Genomic DNA, 16854 nt, shown 5'->3' with positions numbered 1-16854 from the left:
TGTTATGACGATTGTAGTAAATCTCGATGTAATGTTAGCGAAAAGAAAAATGAGTGTGACAGAGCTATCTGAGAAATTAGGAATTACAATGGCGAATGTCTCGATATTAAAAAATGGAAAAGCAAAAGCAATTAAATTCTCAACTTTAGAGAAGATATGTGAAGCTTTAGAGTGTCAGCCAGGTGACATTTTAGAGTATAAAAAGGAGGAGTTATGATGAAGAAAAAGTATTTATTGGCGTCTAGTCCGATATTTCTAGGAGTGTTATGTATAATTATGTTTAATATAATTGGTTCTGAAGTGAAGCCAGATGGAACTTTAGTGGAACCATTTTACTTAATTCCATTAGCGTATTTGTTTGCCTTTAGTGGGATTATTGCGATCTTATTTGTAGTACTTTTCTCGATGTTTCGAAAAAAGCAAGAGCGATAAAACACTTACTATGAAATAGAGACATATGATATGGAAGAAAAATAAAAAGTGAGCTGAATAATGATGAACCATTATTTTTACATTGGAAGACAAGTAGGACCAGCTATTACAGTGGCCGGGGCACAGATGACAATTCAGGCAGTGCATCAGGCCATTCAAATGCAACAACAAGCACAAGTAGCGCAAATGATGCAGAGCCAGTATATGTCGTATTCACAGCTTCCTGTGCAAAGTATACATTATGATGTGTATCCAGCTGGTTTGTTTTCAATTCCATATGGTGCAACATACTTTTTATGAAAGAAAGCGACCGGTAAAAGAGTCGCTTTTTTTATATTCCACCTAACTTCATCCCAAGGAATGCGAAGATGATACCAATCATATAAGTAGCACTTAAATATAGAAATAGTACGCCAAATTTTTTGCGGCTGAAAAGCTGAACAGATTCTAATTTAAACGTTGAAAATGTAGTGAAGGCGCCCATAAATCCTGTGCCTAATAATAATTGCCAGCTTGTAGTTATCCCTTTGCCAATTATATATCCGAGTAAAAATGCTCCGGTTATATTAACGAGGAATGTAGCAATTGGAAATGAAGTTTTATTTCTTTCTTTAAACCAATTACTAATTGCAAATCGTGTAATGGCACCGAAGAATCCTCCTGTTGCTACTAATAAAGCGTTAATCATGATATTTCACCTTCCTCAAGGTGTTTTTGTAGTAAAAAATCTCCAAGTTTATAGCCAAGACCAGACATAATTAGACCGCCTAGCATACTGCATGATACATATAAAAATGCGATACCAAAATATGAATGATTGATTAACTGTATAGTTTCTACGCTGAATGTTGAAAATGTCGTAAATGAACCGATAAACCCGGTTCCAATTCCGGTAATAACCTCGGAGGATAAGATGTTTAACCGAGCGATATAGGTGGTTAGCAAAGCAAGTAAGAAACAGCCAATTAAGTTAATCGTTAATGTAGCGAGTGGTAATACATGATGCCAAAGCGTATCGATAGTAAAACCTAAATAATAACGGGAAAGAGCTCCGAATATACCAGCTATGCCAACAATAATATATTTCAATTTCTTCACCTCTCTAATAGTTTACTCAAAAAAAATAGACTCCTACCAGTAGTCATACTGGTAGGAGTCATTAGCTAATTCGCATTTACGGCGAACTCCATCGCCTATAAGTTCTATTTATAGTGTACTAAATATTATTTTGGATTACCAATAAATATGTTAACGAAAAGTAGGATCTGTATATTCTTTGAAGTTGGAATTTCTCTGTTGTGGATTGTAATTGCTTTACAGTCTTGTCTTCTTAAATGTTATGATTGAATTTCAAGATAATTGCAGTGAGAGAAACAACGATTATTTGTTAGCTAAATATAATGATATGAATTTTTCTTTATGGTAAAATATTTCTTGTGTCTTTAATCTATCTTTATTTAACTGAAAATACAGAAAAATAAAATGTTATTTTACAAAAAAAGGGGTCATGTGTTTTGAAGAAATTTTTAAAAATAGTATTAATATTTATTTTAATAGTAGCTGGTATTCTAGGTGGATTTTTAGCTTATATGACACTTACAAAAGAGCAGCCAGCGAATGTTTTAGACGTAAAGGTTGAAAATAACAAAGAGCGTGTACTGCAGCAAGGAAATGAATTTAAAGTTACAACATTTAATATTGGATATGCTGGATTAGATAAGGATCAAGACTTCTTTATGGACGGTGGAAAAGGTTCTGGTTCGAGTAGTAAAGAACAGACTGAAATAAACTTAAAAAATATGCTTTCATTTTTACAAAATGAGAATAGCGATTTTACATTGTTACAAGAAGTTGATATAAAATCCCACCGATCATTTGATGTAAATGAGCATGAGTTTTTGAAAAAAGGATTATCTGATTATGCTTCGTCATTTGGGAAGAACTACGATACTAAGTGGGTTCCTGTCCCAGTCACAAAACCGCTGGGATATGCTGAGGGCGGATTAAGTACATTTTCTAAATATACAGTTCAAACAGCAACGCGGTTCCAACTACCCGGAATGGAGCCTTGGCCGAAGCGTTTATTCGATTTAGATCGAGCGATTGTTGAACATAAAATCCCTGTTAATAATGGGAAGTATGTTAGGCTCGTAAATGTACATTTATCTGCTTATGATGAGGGCGGAAAAATTAGAAAGCAACAAGCAGAGTATTTAAAAGAATATATGAACAAGTGTTATCAAAATGGTGATTACGTAATATTAGGTGGGGATTGGAACCAGTTACTTTCTAATGTTCAATTAAGTGATCCTAAGTTTGTGAAAGAGCGCCCTGAATGGCTAGTAGAGTTACCAAAGGACTTTGCGGATGGAGGATTTCAATGGGCTGTAGATCCATCTGTTATGACGGTAAGGGATGATGTGAAGAAATATGTGGAAGATGAAAACTTTGTCACTATTATTGATGGATTTATGGTTTCACCGAATGTTGAAATTGTAAATGTACAAGGGAAAGACTTAAAGTTTGAAAATAGTGATCATAACCCAGTTAGTGCGGTATTTAAATTGAAATAATTGATGCGCGGGGCTTCATAGAATATCACCTAAAAAGAGCACAATAATGTGCCCTTTTTATACTTGGTAGGAATTTAATTGCTTTTCTCCGCGTTTTCTGCCAAGCTTAAGGAGAAAAATACTTCGAAGAAAGAAATATATAGGTGACACATATGATTGAAGTTAAGACTTCTGAACTTAGTGATGGAGAATTTAATAGAGGTGTATTTGCAACTCGTGATATTAAAAAGGGTGAGTTGATACACTCAGCACCAGTTATCTCTTATCCGAATGAACAGCATGAACACATTGAGAAAACGTTACTTGCTGACTACGCATTTGAGTATGGGGTAAATCATACGGCATTCCTTTTAGGATACGGCATGTTATTTAATCATGCATATAATCCGAATGCAACGTATGATATTGTCTTTGAGAATCATACGTTTAACTTCTTTGCTTACAAAGATATAAAAGCGGGAGAAGAGATTCTAATCAATTATAATGGTGAAGTTGATGACGATGAGCTATTATGGTTTGATAAGGAAAAAGAAGAGAACGAAAAATAATTTAATGAGTATAGAAAGGGCACATTCTGTGGGATGTGCTCTTTTTTTATGGATGTGAGTAAAGTAAAGATTACAAAATAATACCATTTTTCTTTCGTATGGTATAGTAAGATAATGAGGGATAGTGTTTTGTAAAAGTTATATATTTTACAATTTGTTGTCTATATAGTTACATGTCAAGTTTAGTAGCCTATTTGGGTTGCTTTATTACGCGATATATATTTTAATATGAGTGGCACCTCTTATAATGTAAGAGGTTTATAGGTGTCTCGAATTGATTTTAGGTACACTGTATCCACCACTTTAGGTTTATTTCATGTATGTGGGGATATTATGGGCCCGTGGATAGCGGGATAAAAAGATTATAGAAATAGAGGAATCGTAAAATGAATATGCAAGAGGTTTATAAATATTTAAGTACAGTATTGCCTGAAGGTCATGTGAAGCAAGATGAAATGCTGAAGAATCATACGCATATTAAAGTTGGCGGAAAAGCAGATGTGTTCGTTGCGCCTACAAATTATGTTGAAATTCAAGAAGTTATCAAGTATGCGAATCAACATAATATTCCAGTTACGTTTTTAGGAAACGGTTCGAATGTCATTATTAAAGACGGTGGTCTTCGCGGGATTACAGTAAGTTTAATTCATATTACAGGTGTTACTGTAACGGGGACAACGATTGTTGCGGGGTGTGGTGCAGCGATTATTGATGTGTCACGAATTGCATTGGATCACAATTTAACAGGACTTGAGTTTGCTTGTGGTATTCCAGGTTCAGTTGGTGGAGCGTTATATATGAATGCTGGTGCATATGGCGGTGAAGTAGCTTATGTATTAACAGAAGCAGTTGTAATGACAGGTGATGGAGAGCTATGCACTTTAACGAAAGATGCATTTGAATTTGGATATCGTAAGAGTGTATTTGCGAACAATCATTACATTATTCTTGAAGCGAAGTTTGAACTTGAAGAAGGTGTGCGTGAAGAAATCAAAGAAAAAATGGATGATTTAACGTTTAAGCGTGAATCAAAACAACCGTTAGAGTATCCTTCATGTGGTAGTGTATTTAAGCGTCCACCAAATAATTTTGCGGGTAAGCTTATTCAAGAATCAGGACTGCAGGGTAAGCGAATTGGAGGAGTGGAAGTTTCTTTAAAACACGCTGGATTTATGGTGAATGTTGATAACGGAACTGCGCAAGATTACATTGATTTAATTCATTTCGTACAAAAGACAGTTGAAGAAAAATTCGGTGTGAAATTAGAGCGAGAAGTAAGGATTATTGGAGAAGATCTACAGTAACCTTTGAAGAAAAAAACGTATAAAAGTATGAATTATTTCGAAATAACATTTGGATATTGTTGACAATTTGTTTTCGATTCAATATAATGGCTAATAATTTAACAAATAAAATATACGTTGAAAGAGCCCAGTAGCAGTTTGTCACTGTTATCAAAGAGAGCTAGGGGTTGGTGGAACCTAGCACAAACAAACTTGTGAATTACACTCTGGAGTATCTTAGGTAATGCTAAGCGGAATAGCAATCGATATTATTGCTAAGAGTGGTATGAATAGCTATGCTATTTATGCAAACTGGGTGGTAACACGGTGAATAATCGTCCCTATGTCTATCGTAGACATAGGGACTTTTTGTTTTTAAAAAATAAGGGGGATGACAAAAGATGAATATTATTGATGAATTAGAATGGCGCGGTGCTGTGAATCAACAGACAGATGAAGAAGGTTTACGTAAGTTAGTAGAAGAGAAAAAGATTTCACTATACTGCGGAGTGGATCCGACTGGCGATAGTATGCATATCGGACATTTGATTCCTTTTATGATGATGAAGAGATTCCAATTAGCTGGCCATCATCCTGTTATTTTAATCGGCGGGGCAACAGGAACAATTGGTGATCCGAGTGGTCGTCAATCAGAGCGCCAATTGCAAACGTTAGAAGTAGTCCAGCATAATGTAGATGCGTTAACAGCGCAAATGAAAAAGCTATTTGATTTCGGCGGGAATAGCGAAGTGAAGATGGTAAATAACTATGACTGGACACATAAAATAAACATTATCGAGTTTTTACGTGATTACGGAAAAAACTTTAGCATAAATAGCATGTTAGCAAAAGATATTGTCGCAAGTCGTTTAGATACAGGAATTTCATTTACAGAGTTCACGTACCAAATTTTGCAAGCAATGGACTTCCATCATTTATACAAAGAAGAAGATGTTCAATTACAAATCGGTGGTAGTGATCAATGGGGAAATATTACGAGCGGTTTAGATTTAATTCGTAAATTAGAAGGTCATGAGGCGAAAGTATTCGGATTAACGATTCCATTATTATTAAAATCAGATGGTACGAAGTTTGGTAAATCAGCAGGTGGTGCTATTTGGCTTGATCCGGAAAAGACAACAGCGTTTGAATTTTACCAGTTCTGGGTGAATACAGATGACCGTGATGTAATTAAATACTTGAAATACTTTACGTTCTTAACGAAAGAGAGAATTGATGAATTAGCAGCGAAGGTAGAAACAGAGCCTCATAAACGTGAAGCGCAAAAAGTATTAGCAGAAGAAATGACGAAATTCGTTCATGGAGAAGAGGCATTTTTGCAGGCTGTGAAAATTACAGCTGCGTTATTTAGCGGAGATATTAAATCGTTAACAGCTGATGAAATTGAACAAGGATTTAAAGAGATGCCGACATTTGAGTCTTCAAAAGAGACGAAAAACATTGTAGAGTGGTTAGTTGATTTAGGAATTGAACCTTCTAGACGTCAAGCGCGTGAAGATATTAATAATGGGGCTATATCTATGAATGGTGAAAAAGTAACGGATGTAGGCGCTGATGTTACTGTAGAAAATTCATTTGATGGAAGATTTATTATTATTCGCAAAGGGAAGAAGAACTACAGCTTAGTGGAATTAGGAGAATAGTTCTTGTGAAAGAGTGGAAGTAGGGAAGATATCTACTTCTGCTCTTTTCATATACACAATTTCGACACAAAAAAGTCAGTATATTTTGATAATTAAAGAGGGTTATATTATTCTTTTGCCGAATAAATAAGTTAGAGAAAATTACGGATAAAAATAGCCCGAACCATGCAGGGCATGATTCGGGCTTATATTCAGATTAGTAAGCTAAGCTGAATAGACCTTTAATGTGTGATAAGTAACGAACGTTACTTGCTTCTTTCATTAATGATGCTGGTAAACCTTTAAGTGGAGTATTGCTTGCTCCGATTGTAGCAACAGCATCTTTACGTCCTAGACTAGCAAGTGTTCCAGAGTTGATAGGTGCGAACTCTTCGAATGCTTTGCCTTCTAGTGCTGCGTATAAGTTGTATCCAATTAACTCACCCATTTGCCAAGCGATTTGTGCAGTTGGTGGGTATGGACGACCGTCTGCAGCGAAGACAACAGCGCTATCTCCAGCAACGAATACGTCTTTGTGAGAAGTAGATTGTAGGTGCGCATCAACTGTTGCACGACCGCGGTTTACTTCAAGACCTGATTCACCAATTAATGGGTTACCTTGTACGCCGCCTGTCCAAACGAATGTGTTAGCAACGATTTTTTGACCGTCTTTTAAGTCGATTTCATTACCAGCAACGTTTGTTACAGGAAGACCTGTTAAGAATGTAACACCGCGTGCTTCTAAGCTAGCAGTTGCACGTTCGATTAAGTGGTCTGGTAATACTGGAAGGATTTTCGGACCTGCTTCAACAAGAAGAAGTTTAACTTCTTTTGGATTTACGCCGTGGCTTTTTGCAAGTTTAGGCATAATGTCAGCAAGCTCACCAACTAGCTCAACGCCAGTTAATCCGCCACCACCGATTACGATTGTAGCATCAGCTTCGTTTTTCGTTTTCGCGTATTCACGAATACGGTCTTCAACGTGTTTGTAGATTTTGTTTGCATCAGCAGCAGATTTTAATACCATGCTGTTTTCTTCTAGTCCTGGAATACCGAAGTAAGCAGTTTTACTTCCTAAAGCAACTACAAGTGCATCGTAAGATAGCGTAGTGCCACCAGCTAGTTTGATTTCTTTGCTATCAACTGAGAATGACTCAACTGTTGCAATTTTAAGATCGATGTCTTTACCTTTGAAAAGCTTTGTAAGTGGCATTGCAATTGCTTGCTCAGCAACGTTACCAGCTGCAAGGCGGTGTAGTTCAGTGATGATTTGGTGTGTTGGATATTGGTTGATCACTGTAACTTGTGCTTCTGATTTGCTGTAGTATTTACGTACGTTTAAAGCGGCAAGAAGACCGCCATAACCAGCGCCTAAGATGACAATTTGTTTTGACATAGTATGTTATCCCCCGTCTTTACTAATTGTTGTTATAAGTTAAATTATTTATTATTACGTTCTGCACTAACTTGAAGGTATGCGTTCACAAAGCGGAACATTTTTTGTGCTTGTGGGTCTTTTAGTAATTTTAATAGACCGAACAGGCCGATAACTTCGTTGCTTTCATCAGCACGATCTTTCGCTTCGATAGCAGTTGCAGCCATGCTTTTCACTGTATCTTTTACAGGTTCTACAAGTTCTTGGATTGCACTAACAGTGTCGTTTTTTAATACTTCATCAGTAGCAACAGTTTGAGCGAAGTCATAAGACTTAGTTAAAATGTTAACAAGCTCAGTTAATTTTGGAAGCTGCTCTACTAGTGTTGTTAATGATTCTTGTACCTCAGGTTTTAACAACTGATCAAGTACATCAAGTTGTCCTTGGCTAGCAGAAATTTGTACAGTTTCTTGTTCTGGCTTTGTTTGAGTCATAGTTTCTGGCATCTCCAATTCTCCTTTACGATAGCAATACTTTTATTTTTGATAGGCAAGATAGTAAACGGTTATGAAACTTTATACAAAGTTTCACAAAACACAATAAAATGCCTTTAAATTTATGACAGCAAGTAGGCTGAAAACATAAATTTAAAACCATAACGTCTTACCTATTATTTATGAACTGTCCGATACATGGCTTGTCCGCATAATGGAAAGTTCCCTTATCGGAAAGTGTATATAATATATATCCTATATTATATACTATATACACGTATGTTAACATAAAAATGATTCCTAATTATTTGATATTGAGCCTGTAACCTAGTAATGGCAAGGAATGAAAGCGCATAAATTATTTTATCTATCTTAAAAATGTACCTATATATAAATGGAAAAAGGAAAAAACGGACAAATTTATGTTCATTTTTTCCTTTTTTTATTGTTCATCCTCTGTAAGTAGCATTGATGTGTTGCCGCTTTTTTCAAGATGGCATTCGCCCCAAGTACAAAGAGAATCGAGAATGGATTCTAAAGACCATCCGTAGTCAGTAAGAGAATATTCTACTTTTGGCGGTACTTGATTGTATACCTTTCTTTGAATAACTCCGTCTTCTTCTAACTCACGTAATTGCTGTGTTAACATCTTTTGTGTAATACCAGGCATTAACCGTTTTAGTTCACTCGTTCTCTTCGTACCTTTCGTTAAGTGGCAAAGAATAACGACTTTCCATTTGCCACCGATAACCTCTAAAGTCGCCTCAACAGGAATATTATATTTCTTCATATGAAAATCTCCTTTGATGAATGTGAATTTCAGTTCTTCAACAAAAGAAGCTAAATAAGTTAAATGTTACTTTTTAGTGCCTATAGCACTTTAAAGTACGTACTTTTTATCGTGTTGAATATGTTTCATAATAGCATACGTAAGAGGGAAATGAGTAGTACGGTACTAAAAAGTGCCTATGTTACTTTTTGGTACCTATCGTACTTTAAAGTGCGTTCTTCAAAAAAAGAGTGAAGCCATTCATAATAGCATTTATGAGCAGTAAAGTTATTTTTGTAGAAGATAAAAAGGCCTTTTTATCACACTATTATGATTGGATTTCTCGTATTAAGGAGGAGTTCAATTGAATTCATATACAGTATCTTCTTCGGCTGTTCAGACGAATCGAAGAAGTATGTTTGCTTTATTAGCGCTAGCAATTAGTGCGTTTGGAATTGGTACAACCGAGTTTATTAGCGTCGGTTTATTACCATCTATTTCGGAGGATTTACATGTTTCTGTTACAACAGCGGGTTTAACCGTTTCTTTATACGCGTTAGGAGTAGCATTCGGTGCTCCTGTTTTAACTTCGCTAACTGCTAGTATGTCGCGAAAGACGTTATTAATGTGGATTATGATTGTCTTTATTATCGGTAATGGAATTGCAGCGGTAGCAACGAGTTTTACTGTGTTACTTATCGCGAGGGTTGTCTCTGCATTTGCGCATGGCGTTTTTATGTCGATCGGATCCACAATTGCGGCTGCACTTGTACCAGAGAATAAACGTGCTAGTGCAATAGCATTTATGTTTACTGGTTTAACCGTTGCGACGATTACAGGTGTACCAATTGGAACGTTTATTGGTCAACAATTTGGCTGGAGAGCATCATTTATGGTAATTGTAGTAATTGGAATCGTTGCCTTAATCTCAAACAGCATGCTAATTCCGTCTAACTTAAAAAAGGGTACACGAGTATCATTTCGTGATCAATTCAAACTTATCACGAACGGAAGACTCTTACTTGTTTTCGTCATTACTGCATTAGGATACGGAGGAACATTCGTAACATTTACGTATTTATCTCCGCTATTACAAGAAGTAACAGGATTTAAATCGAGTACCGTTACAATCATTTTGTTAGTGTACGGGATTGCAATTGCGATTGGGAATATGGTCGGTGGAAAATTATCGAATCATAATCCAATTCGAGCACTATTTTACATGTTCTTTATTCAAGCAATTGTATTATTCGTACTAACATTTACAGCGCCGTTTCAAGTAGCGGGGCTTATCACAATTATTTTTATGGGGTTATTCGCGTTTATGAATGTTCCAGGACTACAAGTATATGTCGTTATTTTGGCTGAACGATTCGTACCGAGCGCTGTCGATGTGGCATCAGCAATGAATATCGCAGCGTTTAACGCAGGGATTGCCCTCGGTGCTTATTTAGGCGGTATTGTAACGAACTCGTTAGGGTTAATTCATACAGCTTGGGTAGGCGGCATTATGGTAGTAGGCGCTGTTATTTTAACAGCTTGGAGTATGGCATTAGAAAAAAGAGATCAAGCAAAATAAAGGAGAGAAAATAAAATGAAACATTTACAAAGTAAAACAGTATTGCATAACGGTGTAGAAATGCCTTGGTTCGGTTTAGGTGTGTTTAAAGTAGAAGATGGACCAGAACTTGTAGAGGCTGTGAAGTCGGCGATTAAAGCTGGATACCGCAGTATTGATACAGCGGCGATTTATGGAAATGAAAAAGCAGTAGGTGAAGGAATTCGCGCTGGTATAAAAGAAGCAGGAATTTCTCGAGAAGATTTATTCATTACTTCAAAAGTGTGGAATGCAGATCAAGGATATGAAACGACACTTGCTGCATATGAAGAGAGCTTAAAAAAATTAGAACTAGATTATTTAGATTTATATCTTGTTCATTGGCCTGTTGAAGGGAAATATAAAGATTCGTGGAGAGCGTTAGAAACACTTTATAAAGAAGAACGCGTGCGTGCAATTGGCGTAAGTAACTTCCAAATCCATCATCTGAAGGATGTAATGGAAGGTGCGGAAATTAAGCCGATGATTAACCAAGTAGAGTATCACCCGCGTTTAACGCAGAAAGAACTACAAGCTTTCTGTAAAGAACAAAGTATCCAAATGGAAGCATGGTCACCACTTATGCAAGGTCAGTTATTAGATAATGAAACATTACAAGAAATTGCAGACAAACACGAAAAAACAACAGCTCAAATCATTTTACGTTGGGATCTTCAAAATGAAGTTGTAACGATTCCGAAATCAACGAAAGAACACCGCATTATTGCAAACGCAGATATTTTCAATTTTGAGCTAACAAAAGAAGATATGGAAAAGATTGATGCTTTAAATGAAAACCACCGCGTCGGTCCAGATCCGGATAACTTTGATTTCTAATAGAGGTAAGTTCAAAGAGTGCAAAAAGTTTGCGCTCTTTTTTATTTTGTCTATGCATAAAAAAATGTTCTAACTAAATAATAAACAGTAGTAAATTTGTTATTTTATAAGGGGTTGTAGACATGAATATAAAACGATCGTTCAAGATAATGGCCACTTTTTTGAGTGTTTTATTTGTATTTGCGAACTTATTATTCCCACTTCAAAAAGCATTCGCAGAAGTTATGGACCATACGAAGTATCAAATGGATTGGAGTTACAGTAGGTCAAAGAAGAAACCAATTCGAACAGAGCTTATTAAAACAGCAGATGGAAAAATTGCTTTTTGCTTAAATGTAGATTTAAAATCGCCAAGTGGTCAAGATTTACCTGAAATGGGTAAAGTGGATATTAACGTGTACCGCGTACTATTAAACGGATACCCACAAAAGAGTCCGCAAGAATTAGGTGTTTCTGATTGGAGAGATGCACATTACGCAACGCAGCTTGCGGTGTGGAATGCGTTAAAACAAATTGATATTAATGATTTAGATTTCCGTAATAAAAATGTAGAAAAAGTAACGAAAGATATAGTTGCAAAAGCAAGTGCTAGTGAAGAACTACAAGAAATTACGATGAGTGTAACTCCTACAGAAGAACAAGAAGCAGTATTAAAAGATGAGTTTTTTGAAACTGGTTTATATACAGTGCAAACAAACGCTAAAAGTGGAACTTATAAAGTACAAGCAACTGGCGCACCAGAAGGCGCGAAGTTCGTAAATGAAAAAGGCGAGGCAAAAACAGAATTTAATGTAGGAGAGAAATTCCGCATTTTAATTCCGAAACAAACGCCAGCGGGTGGATTTAGCTTTAAAGTATCAGGCAATTTAACGAAATTACAAGGAATTGCACATAAAGGTACACCGACTATTCAAAATGCGGTTGTATTACTTGAGCGTAGTGAAGAGAAAACAAGTCCAGAATTAGCTGTAAGTTGGAAAAAAGCAAATGGTCATGATAATAAACCAAATAAACCAAATAAACCAAATAAACCAAATAAACCCTATACACCAAATGAACCACATAAACCGAATCAATATAACAGATGATGAAAAAAGCTCGTAAACACTATGTTTACGAGCTTTTTTTATTACTCAGCTTCAGAAACAACTGTGAAGCGTTCGTTTACATGTTTTGGATTTTCGATTTCATCAAGTGCTGCTACTGCAAAATCTTCGTAACTTACGTAGCTATCACCTTTTGCGTTAACAAGAAGGTTGTCCTTACCAGCTTTGTAAGAGCCAGTGCGTTTTCCTAATGCGAATAGTGCAGAAGGGCTGATGAATGTCCAAGTAATATCATTTGTTTGTTGTAAGATTTCTAAGTTTTTACCTTGGTTTTGAGCAGTTGCAAGGTATTCATTTGGGAAACCTGGTGTATCAAATACACGTGTTGTTTTTTCTTCGTCTACAAATAAGCTACCAGCGCCGCCGACTACAAGTAATTTCGTATTAGGTGCACCTTTCATAGCTTCAATTAGTACATTTCCTGCATCTACATGAAGATGTTCTTGTCCTGCTGGAGCGCCGAATGCATTTACAACTACATCAAATGCTCCTAGGTCGTTAGATGTAAGAGAGAATACATCTTTTTCTAAAACTTCTACGTTTTCTTCTGTAATTTTTGCAGCATTTCTTACAATTGCAGTTACTTCGTGACCGCGATCTAATGCTTCTTTTAAAATACGACTTCCAGCTTTTCCGCTTGCTCCGATAATTCCGATTTTCATAATGAATCCCTCCAAAGTGTTTTGTTAAAGTGTGTATGTGAAAATGAATGAATTTAGTGTAATTACGATTGTTACAACTCGATGTAATCATTATAGTTACAGGTTTATGGTTTTGTCAATGGTGTTGTTTATGAAATTATTTTTTTATTTTAGTATGCGCAGCTAGTGAAAGTAGAGTCAGAAAAGAGCATTGTATTTGCAGGTGGACCCTAATATTTGGAAGTTGTAAGGTGTCGAAAAATGTTGATTTTTGAATATTTTTTGAATATAATTCGATTTATGAATAAAAGGGGGGGCATTATATGAATATTTTAGAACAATTTGTTTCATCGACGAATACAATTCTTTGGTCATATATTCTTATTGCAATGTTAATTGGTTTAGGTCTTTATTTTTCTATTAAATTAAAATTTGTACAAATTACTCATTTAGGGGAAATGATTCGATTAATGAGTGATGGATTAACTGGAAAGACACGTAAGAAGGGCAGTGTATCTTCTTTCCAAGCTTTTTGTATGAGCTCAGCAGCTCGTATTGGAATCGGGAACTTAGCTGGTGTAGCGTTAGCTATTTCTATGGGAGGACCAGGAGCAGTATTTTGGATGTGGGTTATTGCGATTATCGGGGCGTCTTCAAGTTTCGTAGAAAGTACGCTTGCGCAAATTTATAAAATAAAAGATGGCAGTGGCTTCCGTGGTGGTCCTGCTTATTATATGGAAAAAGGTTTAAATAAACGTTGGATGGGAATTTGGTTCTCTATCCTTATTACAATTAGTTACGGTTTAATTTTCAACTCAGTACAAGCAAATACAGTTACATTAGCATTTAAAAATGCATTTGGTATTGAGCGTTATGTTGTAGGGATTGTACTTGCGGTATTGGTTGGGGTTATTATTTTTGGTGGTGTGAAAAGTATTGCGCGTATGTCAGAAATGATTGTTCCGCCGATGGCAATTGTTTATATTGCAGTAGCTATTTTCGTTGTTATTAAAAATTATTATTTAATACCGGATATGTTTACAGAAATCTTTAAAGGTGCATTTGGTTTAGATTCAGCTGTAGGTGGCGGTATTGGTGCTGCGATGAAGTTTGGTATTCAGCGCGGATTATTTGCGAATGAAGCAGGTATGGGTAGTGCACCGAATGCGGCTGCAACAGCGGATGTAACACATCCAGCTAAACAAGGATTTATTCAAACAATTGGAGTATTAGTAGATACATTTTTAGTATGTACATCAACAGCATTTATCGTACTATGTTCTGGTGCATATAAAGCAACAAATTTAGAAGGTATTGAACTAACGCAAAATGCATTAAGCTCACAAATTGGCCCATGGGCAAGTAGCTTCTTAGCGATTATTATCTTCCTATTTGCATTTAGTTCACTTCTAGGAAACTACTATTATGGTGAAACGAATATTGAATTCATTAAACAAAGTAAAACTTGGTTAACAATTTACCGTATTGCGGTAGTGGGAATGGTATTATTCGGTTCTGTTGCGACACTTCAAGTTGTATGGAATATGGCAGACTTATTTATGGGATTAATGGTAATCACAAATTTAATTGCGATTACGCTTCTTGGTCGATTTGCGTATGCTGCGTTGGCAGACTATGTAAGACAAAAGAAACAAGGGAAAGATCCGGTCTTCACCGCAGATTCTATTCCTGGCTTAACGAACACAGAGTGTTGGGATAAGCCAGCGGTAACAGATAAAGAAAAAGCAGTGTAATGAAAAGGCGAGCATCGAGATGAATTCGATGCTCGTTTTTTTATTGTAATAAGAATCTGGAGGGTAAAAAGTGATAAGGAATCACTTTTCATTATTTGTAGAAATTAAATGCAGAAATGATGGATTGGATCCAAATAATGCGTACGCTAGTTACCGTTGTACATTATAGAAAAAACATATATGTCACATGAGTTAACATTTCTATGTAATAAAACCTAACATCTTTTGTCGAAAATTCTTGATTACCAAAAGTTTTTAGAATATAATTTTCTTATTGTTAGGAAGAGGGGGCAATACAAGTATGGATTTTTTAACTAATGTAATTGGGGATATAAATAATGTCCTTTGGTCATATATCATTATTGCGATGTTAATTGGATTAGGACTTTACTTTTCGTTTCGTGTGAAATTTGTTCAAATTCGTTACTTCGGAGAAATGATTCGCCTACTTGGGGACGGGGCGAGTTCAAAGACAAGAAAAGCGCAAAAAGAAAAAAGTGGTGTATCATCATTCCAAGCATTTTGTATGAGTACAGCTTCTCGTGTAGGGACTGGTAACTTAGCTGGTGTAGCTATTGCAATCTCAGCAGGTGGTCCAGGTGCTGTATTTTGGATGTGGTTAATCGCGGTAATTGGGGGTGCTTCTGCATTTGTAGAGAGCACATTAGCGCAAATTTATAAAGTAAAAGATGGGAATGCATTCCGCGGTGGCCCGGCGTATTATATGGAAAAAGGCTTGAAGAAACGCTGGCTAGGGGTTGTCTTCTCTGTTCTAATAACAGTGAGTTTCGGATTGATTTTCAATGCCGTGCAGTCAAACACAGTAGCGGCAGCTTTTGATGGCGCATTTAAAATGGATAGTAGACTTGTGGGTCTGTTTATGGCTGGTTTACTTGCAATCATTATTTTCGGCGGAGTGAAACGAATTGCTCGCGCGGTTGAAATGATTGTTCCGGTAATGGCAATTATTTATGTAGCAGTGGCATTATTTGTTGTTGTAACAAACATTACGGCAATTCCGCATGTATTTAAAGAGATTTTCTTACATGCTTTCGGAATTAAAGAAGTAGTGGGCGGGGGATTAGGAGCTGCGATTTTACTAGGAGTAAAACGTGGATTATTTTCAAATGAGGCTGGTATGGGTAGTGCGCCGAACGCAGCTGCGACTGCAAACGTAACACATCCAGTTAAACAAGGTTTCATTCAAACTTTAGGGGTATTTACAGATACATTATTAATTTGTAGTTGTACAGCATTTATCATTCTTTTATCAGATGTACCGGGTGCAGCTGATCTAAATGGAATTCAATTAACGCAGCAGGCGTTAAGTCAGCATATCGGACCATGGGCATCTATATTTGTAGCAGTTGCAATCTTCTTGTTTGCATTCAGTTCATTGGTAGGTAACTACTACTATGGTGAAACAAATATTGAATTTTTAAATGGAAGTAAAGTTCTATTAAATGTTTATCGAATTGCGGTACTTGGTATGGTTATGTTAGGTTCTGTAGCAACAATTCAAATTGTTTGGGACTTAGCAGATTTATTCATGGGTATTATGGCTGTTATTAACTTAGTTGCAATTGTATTCCTTTCAAAGTACGCTTTCGCGGCATTATCAGATTACGTAAAGCAAAAGAAACAAGGAAAAGATCCAGTCTTTTATGCGGAGTCTATTCCAGGTTTAAACAATACAGAGTGCTGGGACAAGCCAGCAGTAGCAGATAAAGAAAAAGCTGTATAATACAAAAGGAACGAGCATCAGAGAAATTTGATGCTCGTTTTTTTTGTAGTAATAAAAT

At 36.2% G+C, this 16854-nt stretch carries 18 protein-coding genes, 1 riboswitch and 1 other annotated feature; of the genes, 12 read left to right on the top strand and 6 right to left on the bottom strand.

Features of this window, described 5'->3' with window-relative positions:
• The first annotated feature begins 4 nt into the window (after positions 1 to 4).
• Genes EXW56_RS24325 through EXW56_RS24315 form a run of 3 tightly spaced genes read left to right on the top strand, consistent with a single transcriptional unit; the run spans position 5 to position 732 of the window.
• Entirely contained in the window at positions 5 to 217 is a 213-nt protein-coding gene (locus EXW56_RS24325) for a helix-turn-helix domain-containing protein (RefSeq protein ID WP_002112778.1), read from the top strand.
• Positions 217 to 432, top strand: a complete 216-nt coding sequence (locus EXW56_RS24320) for a DUF3955 domain-containing protein (protein WP_002112777.1) — start codon at positions 217 to 219, stop codon at positions 430 to 432. The genes EXW56_RS24325 and EXW56_RS24320 overlap by 1 nt, the downstream gene beginning before the upstream one ends.
• Positions 433 to 492: 60 nt before the next feature.
• Positions 493 to 732: a DUF3947 family protein gene (locus EXW56_RS24315; RefSeq protein ID WP_002198898.1), complete on the top strand. Its 240-nt coding sequence runs from the start codon at positions 493 to 495 to the stop codon at positions 730 to 732.
• Between the two features lie 31 nt (positions 733 to 763).
• On the opposite strand, the gene crcB (EXW56_RS24310) is transcribed toward EXW56_RS24315, so the two are convergent.
• Positions 764 to 1120 (bottom strand): fluoride efflux transporter CrcB, encoded by a 357-nt coding sequence (gene crcB / locus EXW56_RS24310; protein WP_002198899.1) that lies wholly within the window; start codon positions 1118 to 1120, stop codon positions 764 to 766.
• Positions 1117 to 1521 carry a fluoride efflux transporter CrcB gene (crcB, locus tag EXW56_RS24305; RefSeq protein ID WP_002198900.1) on the bottom strand — a complete coding sequence of 135 codons (405 nt, stop codon included), beginning with the start codon at positions 1519 to 1521 and terminating at the stop codon, positions 1117 to 1119. The genes crcB (EXW56_RS24310) and crcB (EXW56_RS24305) overlap by 4 nt, the downstream gene beginning before the upstream one ends.
• A gap of 54 nt (positions 1522 to 1575) precedes the next feature.
• A riboswitch (Fluoride riboswitch) is annotated at positions 1576 to 1635 on the bottom strand.
• A 311-nt stretch (positions 1636 to 1946) separates the two neighbouring features.
• Here crcB (EXW56_RS24305) and EXW56_RS24300 point away from each other — a divergent pair.
• The 4 genes from EXW56_RS24300 (at position 1947) to tyrS (ending at position 6500) form a co-directional block, all read left to right on the top strand.
• Positions 1947 to 3005 carry an endonuclease/exonuclease/phosphatase family protein gene (locus EXW56_RS24300; RefSeq protein WP_002112772.1) on the top strand — a complete coding sequence of 353 codons (1059 nt, stop codon included), beginning with the start codon at positions 1947 to 1949 and terminating at the stop codon, positions 3003 to 3005.
• A 152-nt stretch (positions 3006 to 3157) separates the two neighbouring features.
• The gene (locus tag EXW56_RS24295; RefSeq protein ID WP_000573650.1) at positions 3158 to 3553 is read left to right on the top strand and encodes an SET domain-containing protein; all 396 of its coding nucleotides are present in this window, start codon (positions 3158 to 3160) and stop codon (positions 3551 to 3553) included.
• A 386-nt stretch (positions 3554 to 3939) separates the two neighbouring features.
• A complete protein-coding gene (gene murB / locus EXW56_RS24290; protein WP_002198901.1) occupies positions 3940 to 4857 on the top strand; it encodes a UDP-N-acetylmuramate dehydrogenase in 918 nt (305 codons plus the stop codon).
• Between the two features lie 108 nt (positions 4858 to 4965).
• Positions 4966 to 5182, top strand: a binding site (T-box leader).
• Positions 5183 to 5237: 55 nt separating this feature from the next.
• Entirely contained in the window at positions 5238 to 6500 is a 1263-nt protein-coding gene (tyrS, locus tag EXW56_RS24285; RefSeq protein WP_002198902.1) for a tyrosine--tRNA ligase, read from the top strand.
• A gap of 196 nt (positions 6501 to 6696) precedes the next feature.
• On the opposite strand, the gene EXW56_RS24280 is transcribed toward tyrS, so the two are convergent.
• The 3 genes from EXW56_RS24280 to EXW56_RS24270 form a co-directional block, all read right to left on the bottom strand.
• The gene (locus tag EXW56_RS24280) at positions 6697 to 7875 is read right to left on the bottom strand and encodes an NAD(P)/FAD-dependent oxidoreductase (RefSeq protein WP_002112768.1); all 1179 of its coding nucleotides are present in this window, start codon (positions 7873 to 7875) and stop codon (positions 6697 to 6699) included.
• 44 nt (positions 7876 to 7919) lie between these two features.
• On the bottom strand, positions 7920 to 8360 hold the full coding sequence (locus EXW56_RS24275) for a DUF1641 domain-containing protein (protein WP_002159941.1): 441 nt from the start codon (positions 8358 to 8360) through the stop codon (positions 7920 to 7922).
• Between the two features lie 430 nt (positions 8361 to 8790).
• Positions 8791 to 9138, bottom strand: coding sequence for a winged helix-turn-helix transcriptional regulator (locus EXW56_RS24270; protein ID WP_002198903.1), 348 nt, complete (start codon positions 9136 to 9138; stop codon positions 8791 to 8793).
• 394 nt (positions 9139 to 9532) lie between these two features.
• Between EXW56_RS24270 and EXW56_RS24265 the strand changes: the two genes are divergently transcribed.
• The 3 genes from EXW56_RS24265 (at position 9533) to EXW56_RS24255 (ending at position 12639) form a co-directional block, all read left to right on the top strand.
• Positions 9533 to 10696, top strand: coding sequence for an MFS transporter (locus EXW56_RS24265; protein WP_215558630.1), 1164 nt, complete (start codon positions 9533 to 9535; stop codon positions 10694 to 10696).
• 15 nt (positions 10697 to 10711) lie between these two features.
• Positions 10712 to 11551: an aldo/keto reductase gene (locus EXW56_RS24260; RefSeq protein ID WP_002198905.1), complete on the top strand. Its 840-nt coding sequence runs from the start codon at positions 10712 to 10714 to the stop codon at positions 11549 to 11551.
• Between the two features lie 122 nt (positions 11552 to 11673).
• Positions 11674 to 12639, top strand: coding sequence for a thioester domain-containing protein (locus tag EXW56_RS24255; protein ID WP_215597032.1), 966 nt, complete (start codon positions 11674 to 11676; stop codon positions 12637 to 12639).
• Between the two features lie 41 nt (positions 12640 to 12680).
• Here EXW56_RS24255 and EXW56_RS24250 read toward each other — a convergent pair whose 3' ends face one another.
• Positions 12681 to 13319: an NAD(P)-dependent oxidoreductase gene (locus tag EXW56_RS24250; RefSeq protein WP_002198907.1), complete on the bottom strand. Its 639-nt coding sequence runs from the start codon at positions 13317 to 13319 to the stop codon at positions 12681 to 12683.
• Between the two features lie 302 nt (positions 13320 to 13621).
• On the opposite strand from EXW56_RS24250, the gene EXW56_RS24245 reads away from it, so the two are divergent.
• Positions 13622 to 15052 carry an alanine/glycine:cation symporter family protein gene (locus EXW56_RS24245; RefSeq protein ID WP_002198908.1) on the top strand — a complete coding sequence of 477 codons (1431 nt, stop codon included), beginning with the start codon at positions 13622 to 13624 and terminating at the stop codon, positions 15050 to 15052.
• Between the two features lie 301 nt (positions 15053 to 15353).
• Entirely contained in the window at positions 15354 to 16796 is a 1443-nt protein-coding gene (locus EXW56_RS24240; protein WP_002198909.1) for an alanine/glycine:cation symporter family protein, read from the top strand.
• The last annotated feature ends 58 nt before the right edge of the window (positions 16797 to 16854 follow it).

Source organism: Bacillus mycoides (genome assembly GCF_018742245.1).
Lineage (GTDB): Bacteria > Bacillota > Bacilli > Bacillales > Bacillaceae_G > Bacillus_A > Bacillus_A cereus_U.
The sequence above is the reverse complement of the archived record's forward strand: the minus strand, read 5'-3'. Positions and strand labels throughout refer to the sequence as shown.

Excerpts from the sequence above, each read along its gene's own strand:
- EXW56_RS24325 (WP_002112778.1), top strand. The coding sequence starts at position 5 with ATGACGATTGTAGTAAATCTCGATGTAATGTTAGCGAAAAGAAAAATG.
- EXW56_RS24320 (WP_002112777.1), top strand. The coding sequence starts at position 217 with ATGAAGAAAAAGTATTTATTGGCGTCTAGTCCGATATTTCTAGGAGTG.
- EXW56_RS24315 (WP_002198898.1), top strand. The coding sequence starts at position 493 with ATGATGAACCATTATTTTTACATTGGAAGACAAGTAGGACCAGCTATT.
- crcB (WP_002198899.1), bottom strand. The coding sequence starts at position 1,120 with ATGATTAACGCTTTATTAGTAGCAACAGGAGGATTCTTCGGTGCCATT.
- EXW56_RS24295 (WP_000573650.1), top strand. The coding sequence starts at position 3,158 with ATGATTGAAGTTAAGACTTCTGAACTTAGTGATGGAGAATTTAATAGA.
- murB (WP_002198901.1), top strand. The coding sequence starts at position 3,940 with ATGAATATGCAAGAGGTTTATAAATATTTAAGTACAGTATTGCCTGAA.
- tyrS (WP_002198902.1), top strand. The coding sequence starts at position 5,238 with ATGAATATTATTGATGAATTAGAATGGCGCGGTGCTGTGAATCAACAG.
- EXW56_RS24280 (WP_002112768.1), bottom strand. The coding sequence starts at position 7,875 with ATGTCAAAACAAATTGTCATCTTAGGCGCTGGTTATGGCGGTCTTCTT.
- EXW56_RS24275 (WP_002159941.1), bottom strand. The coding sequence starts at position 8,360 with ATGCCAGAAACTATGACTCAAACAAAGCCAGAACAAGAAACTGTACAA.
- EXW56_RS24270 (WP_002198903.1), bottom strand. The coding sequence starts at position 9,138 with ATGAAGAAATATAATATTCCTGTTGAGGCGACTTTAGAGGTTATCGGT.
- EXW56_RS24265 (WP_215558630.1), top strand. The coding sequence starts at position 9,533 with ATGTTTGCTTTATTAGCGCTAGCAATTAGTGCGTTTGGAATTGGTACA.
- EXW56_RS24260 (WP_002198905.1), top strand. The coding sequence starts at position 10,712 with ATGAAACATTTACAAAGTAAAACAGTATTGCATAACGGTGTAGAAATG.
- EXW56_RS24255 (WP_215597032.1), top strand. The coding sequence starts at position 11,674 with ATGAATATAAAACGATCGTTCAAGATAATGGCCACTTTTTTGAGTGTT.
- EXW56_RS24250 (WP_002198907.1), bottom strand. The coding sequence starts at position 13,319 with ATGAAAATCGGAATTATCGGAGCAAGCGGAAAAGCTGGAAGTCGTATT.
- EXW56_RS24245 (WP_002198908.1), top strand. The coding sequence starts at position 13,622 with ATGAATATTTTAGAACAATTTGTTTCATCGACGAATACAATTCTTTGG.
- EXW56_RS24240 (WP_002198909.1), top strand. The coding sequence starts at position 15,354 with ATGGATTTTTTAACTAATGTAATTGGGGATATAAATAATGTCCTTTGG.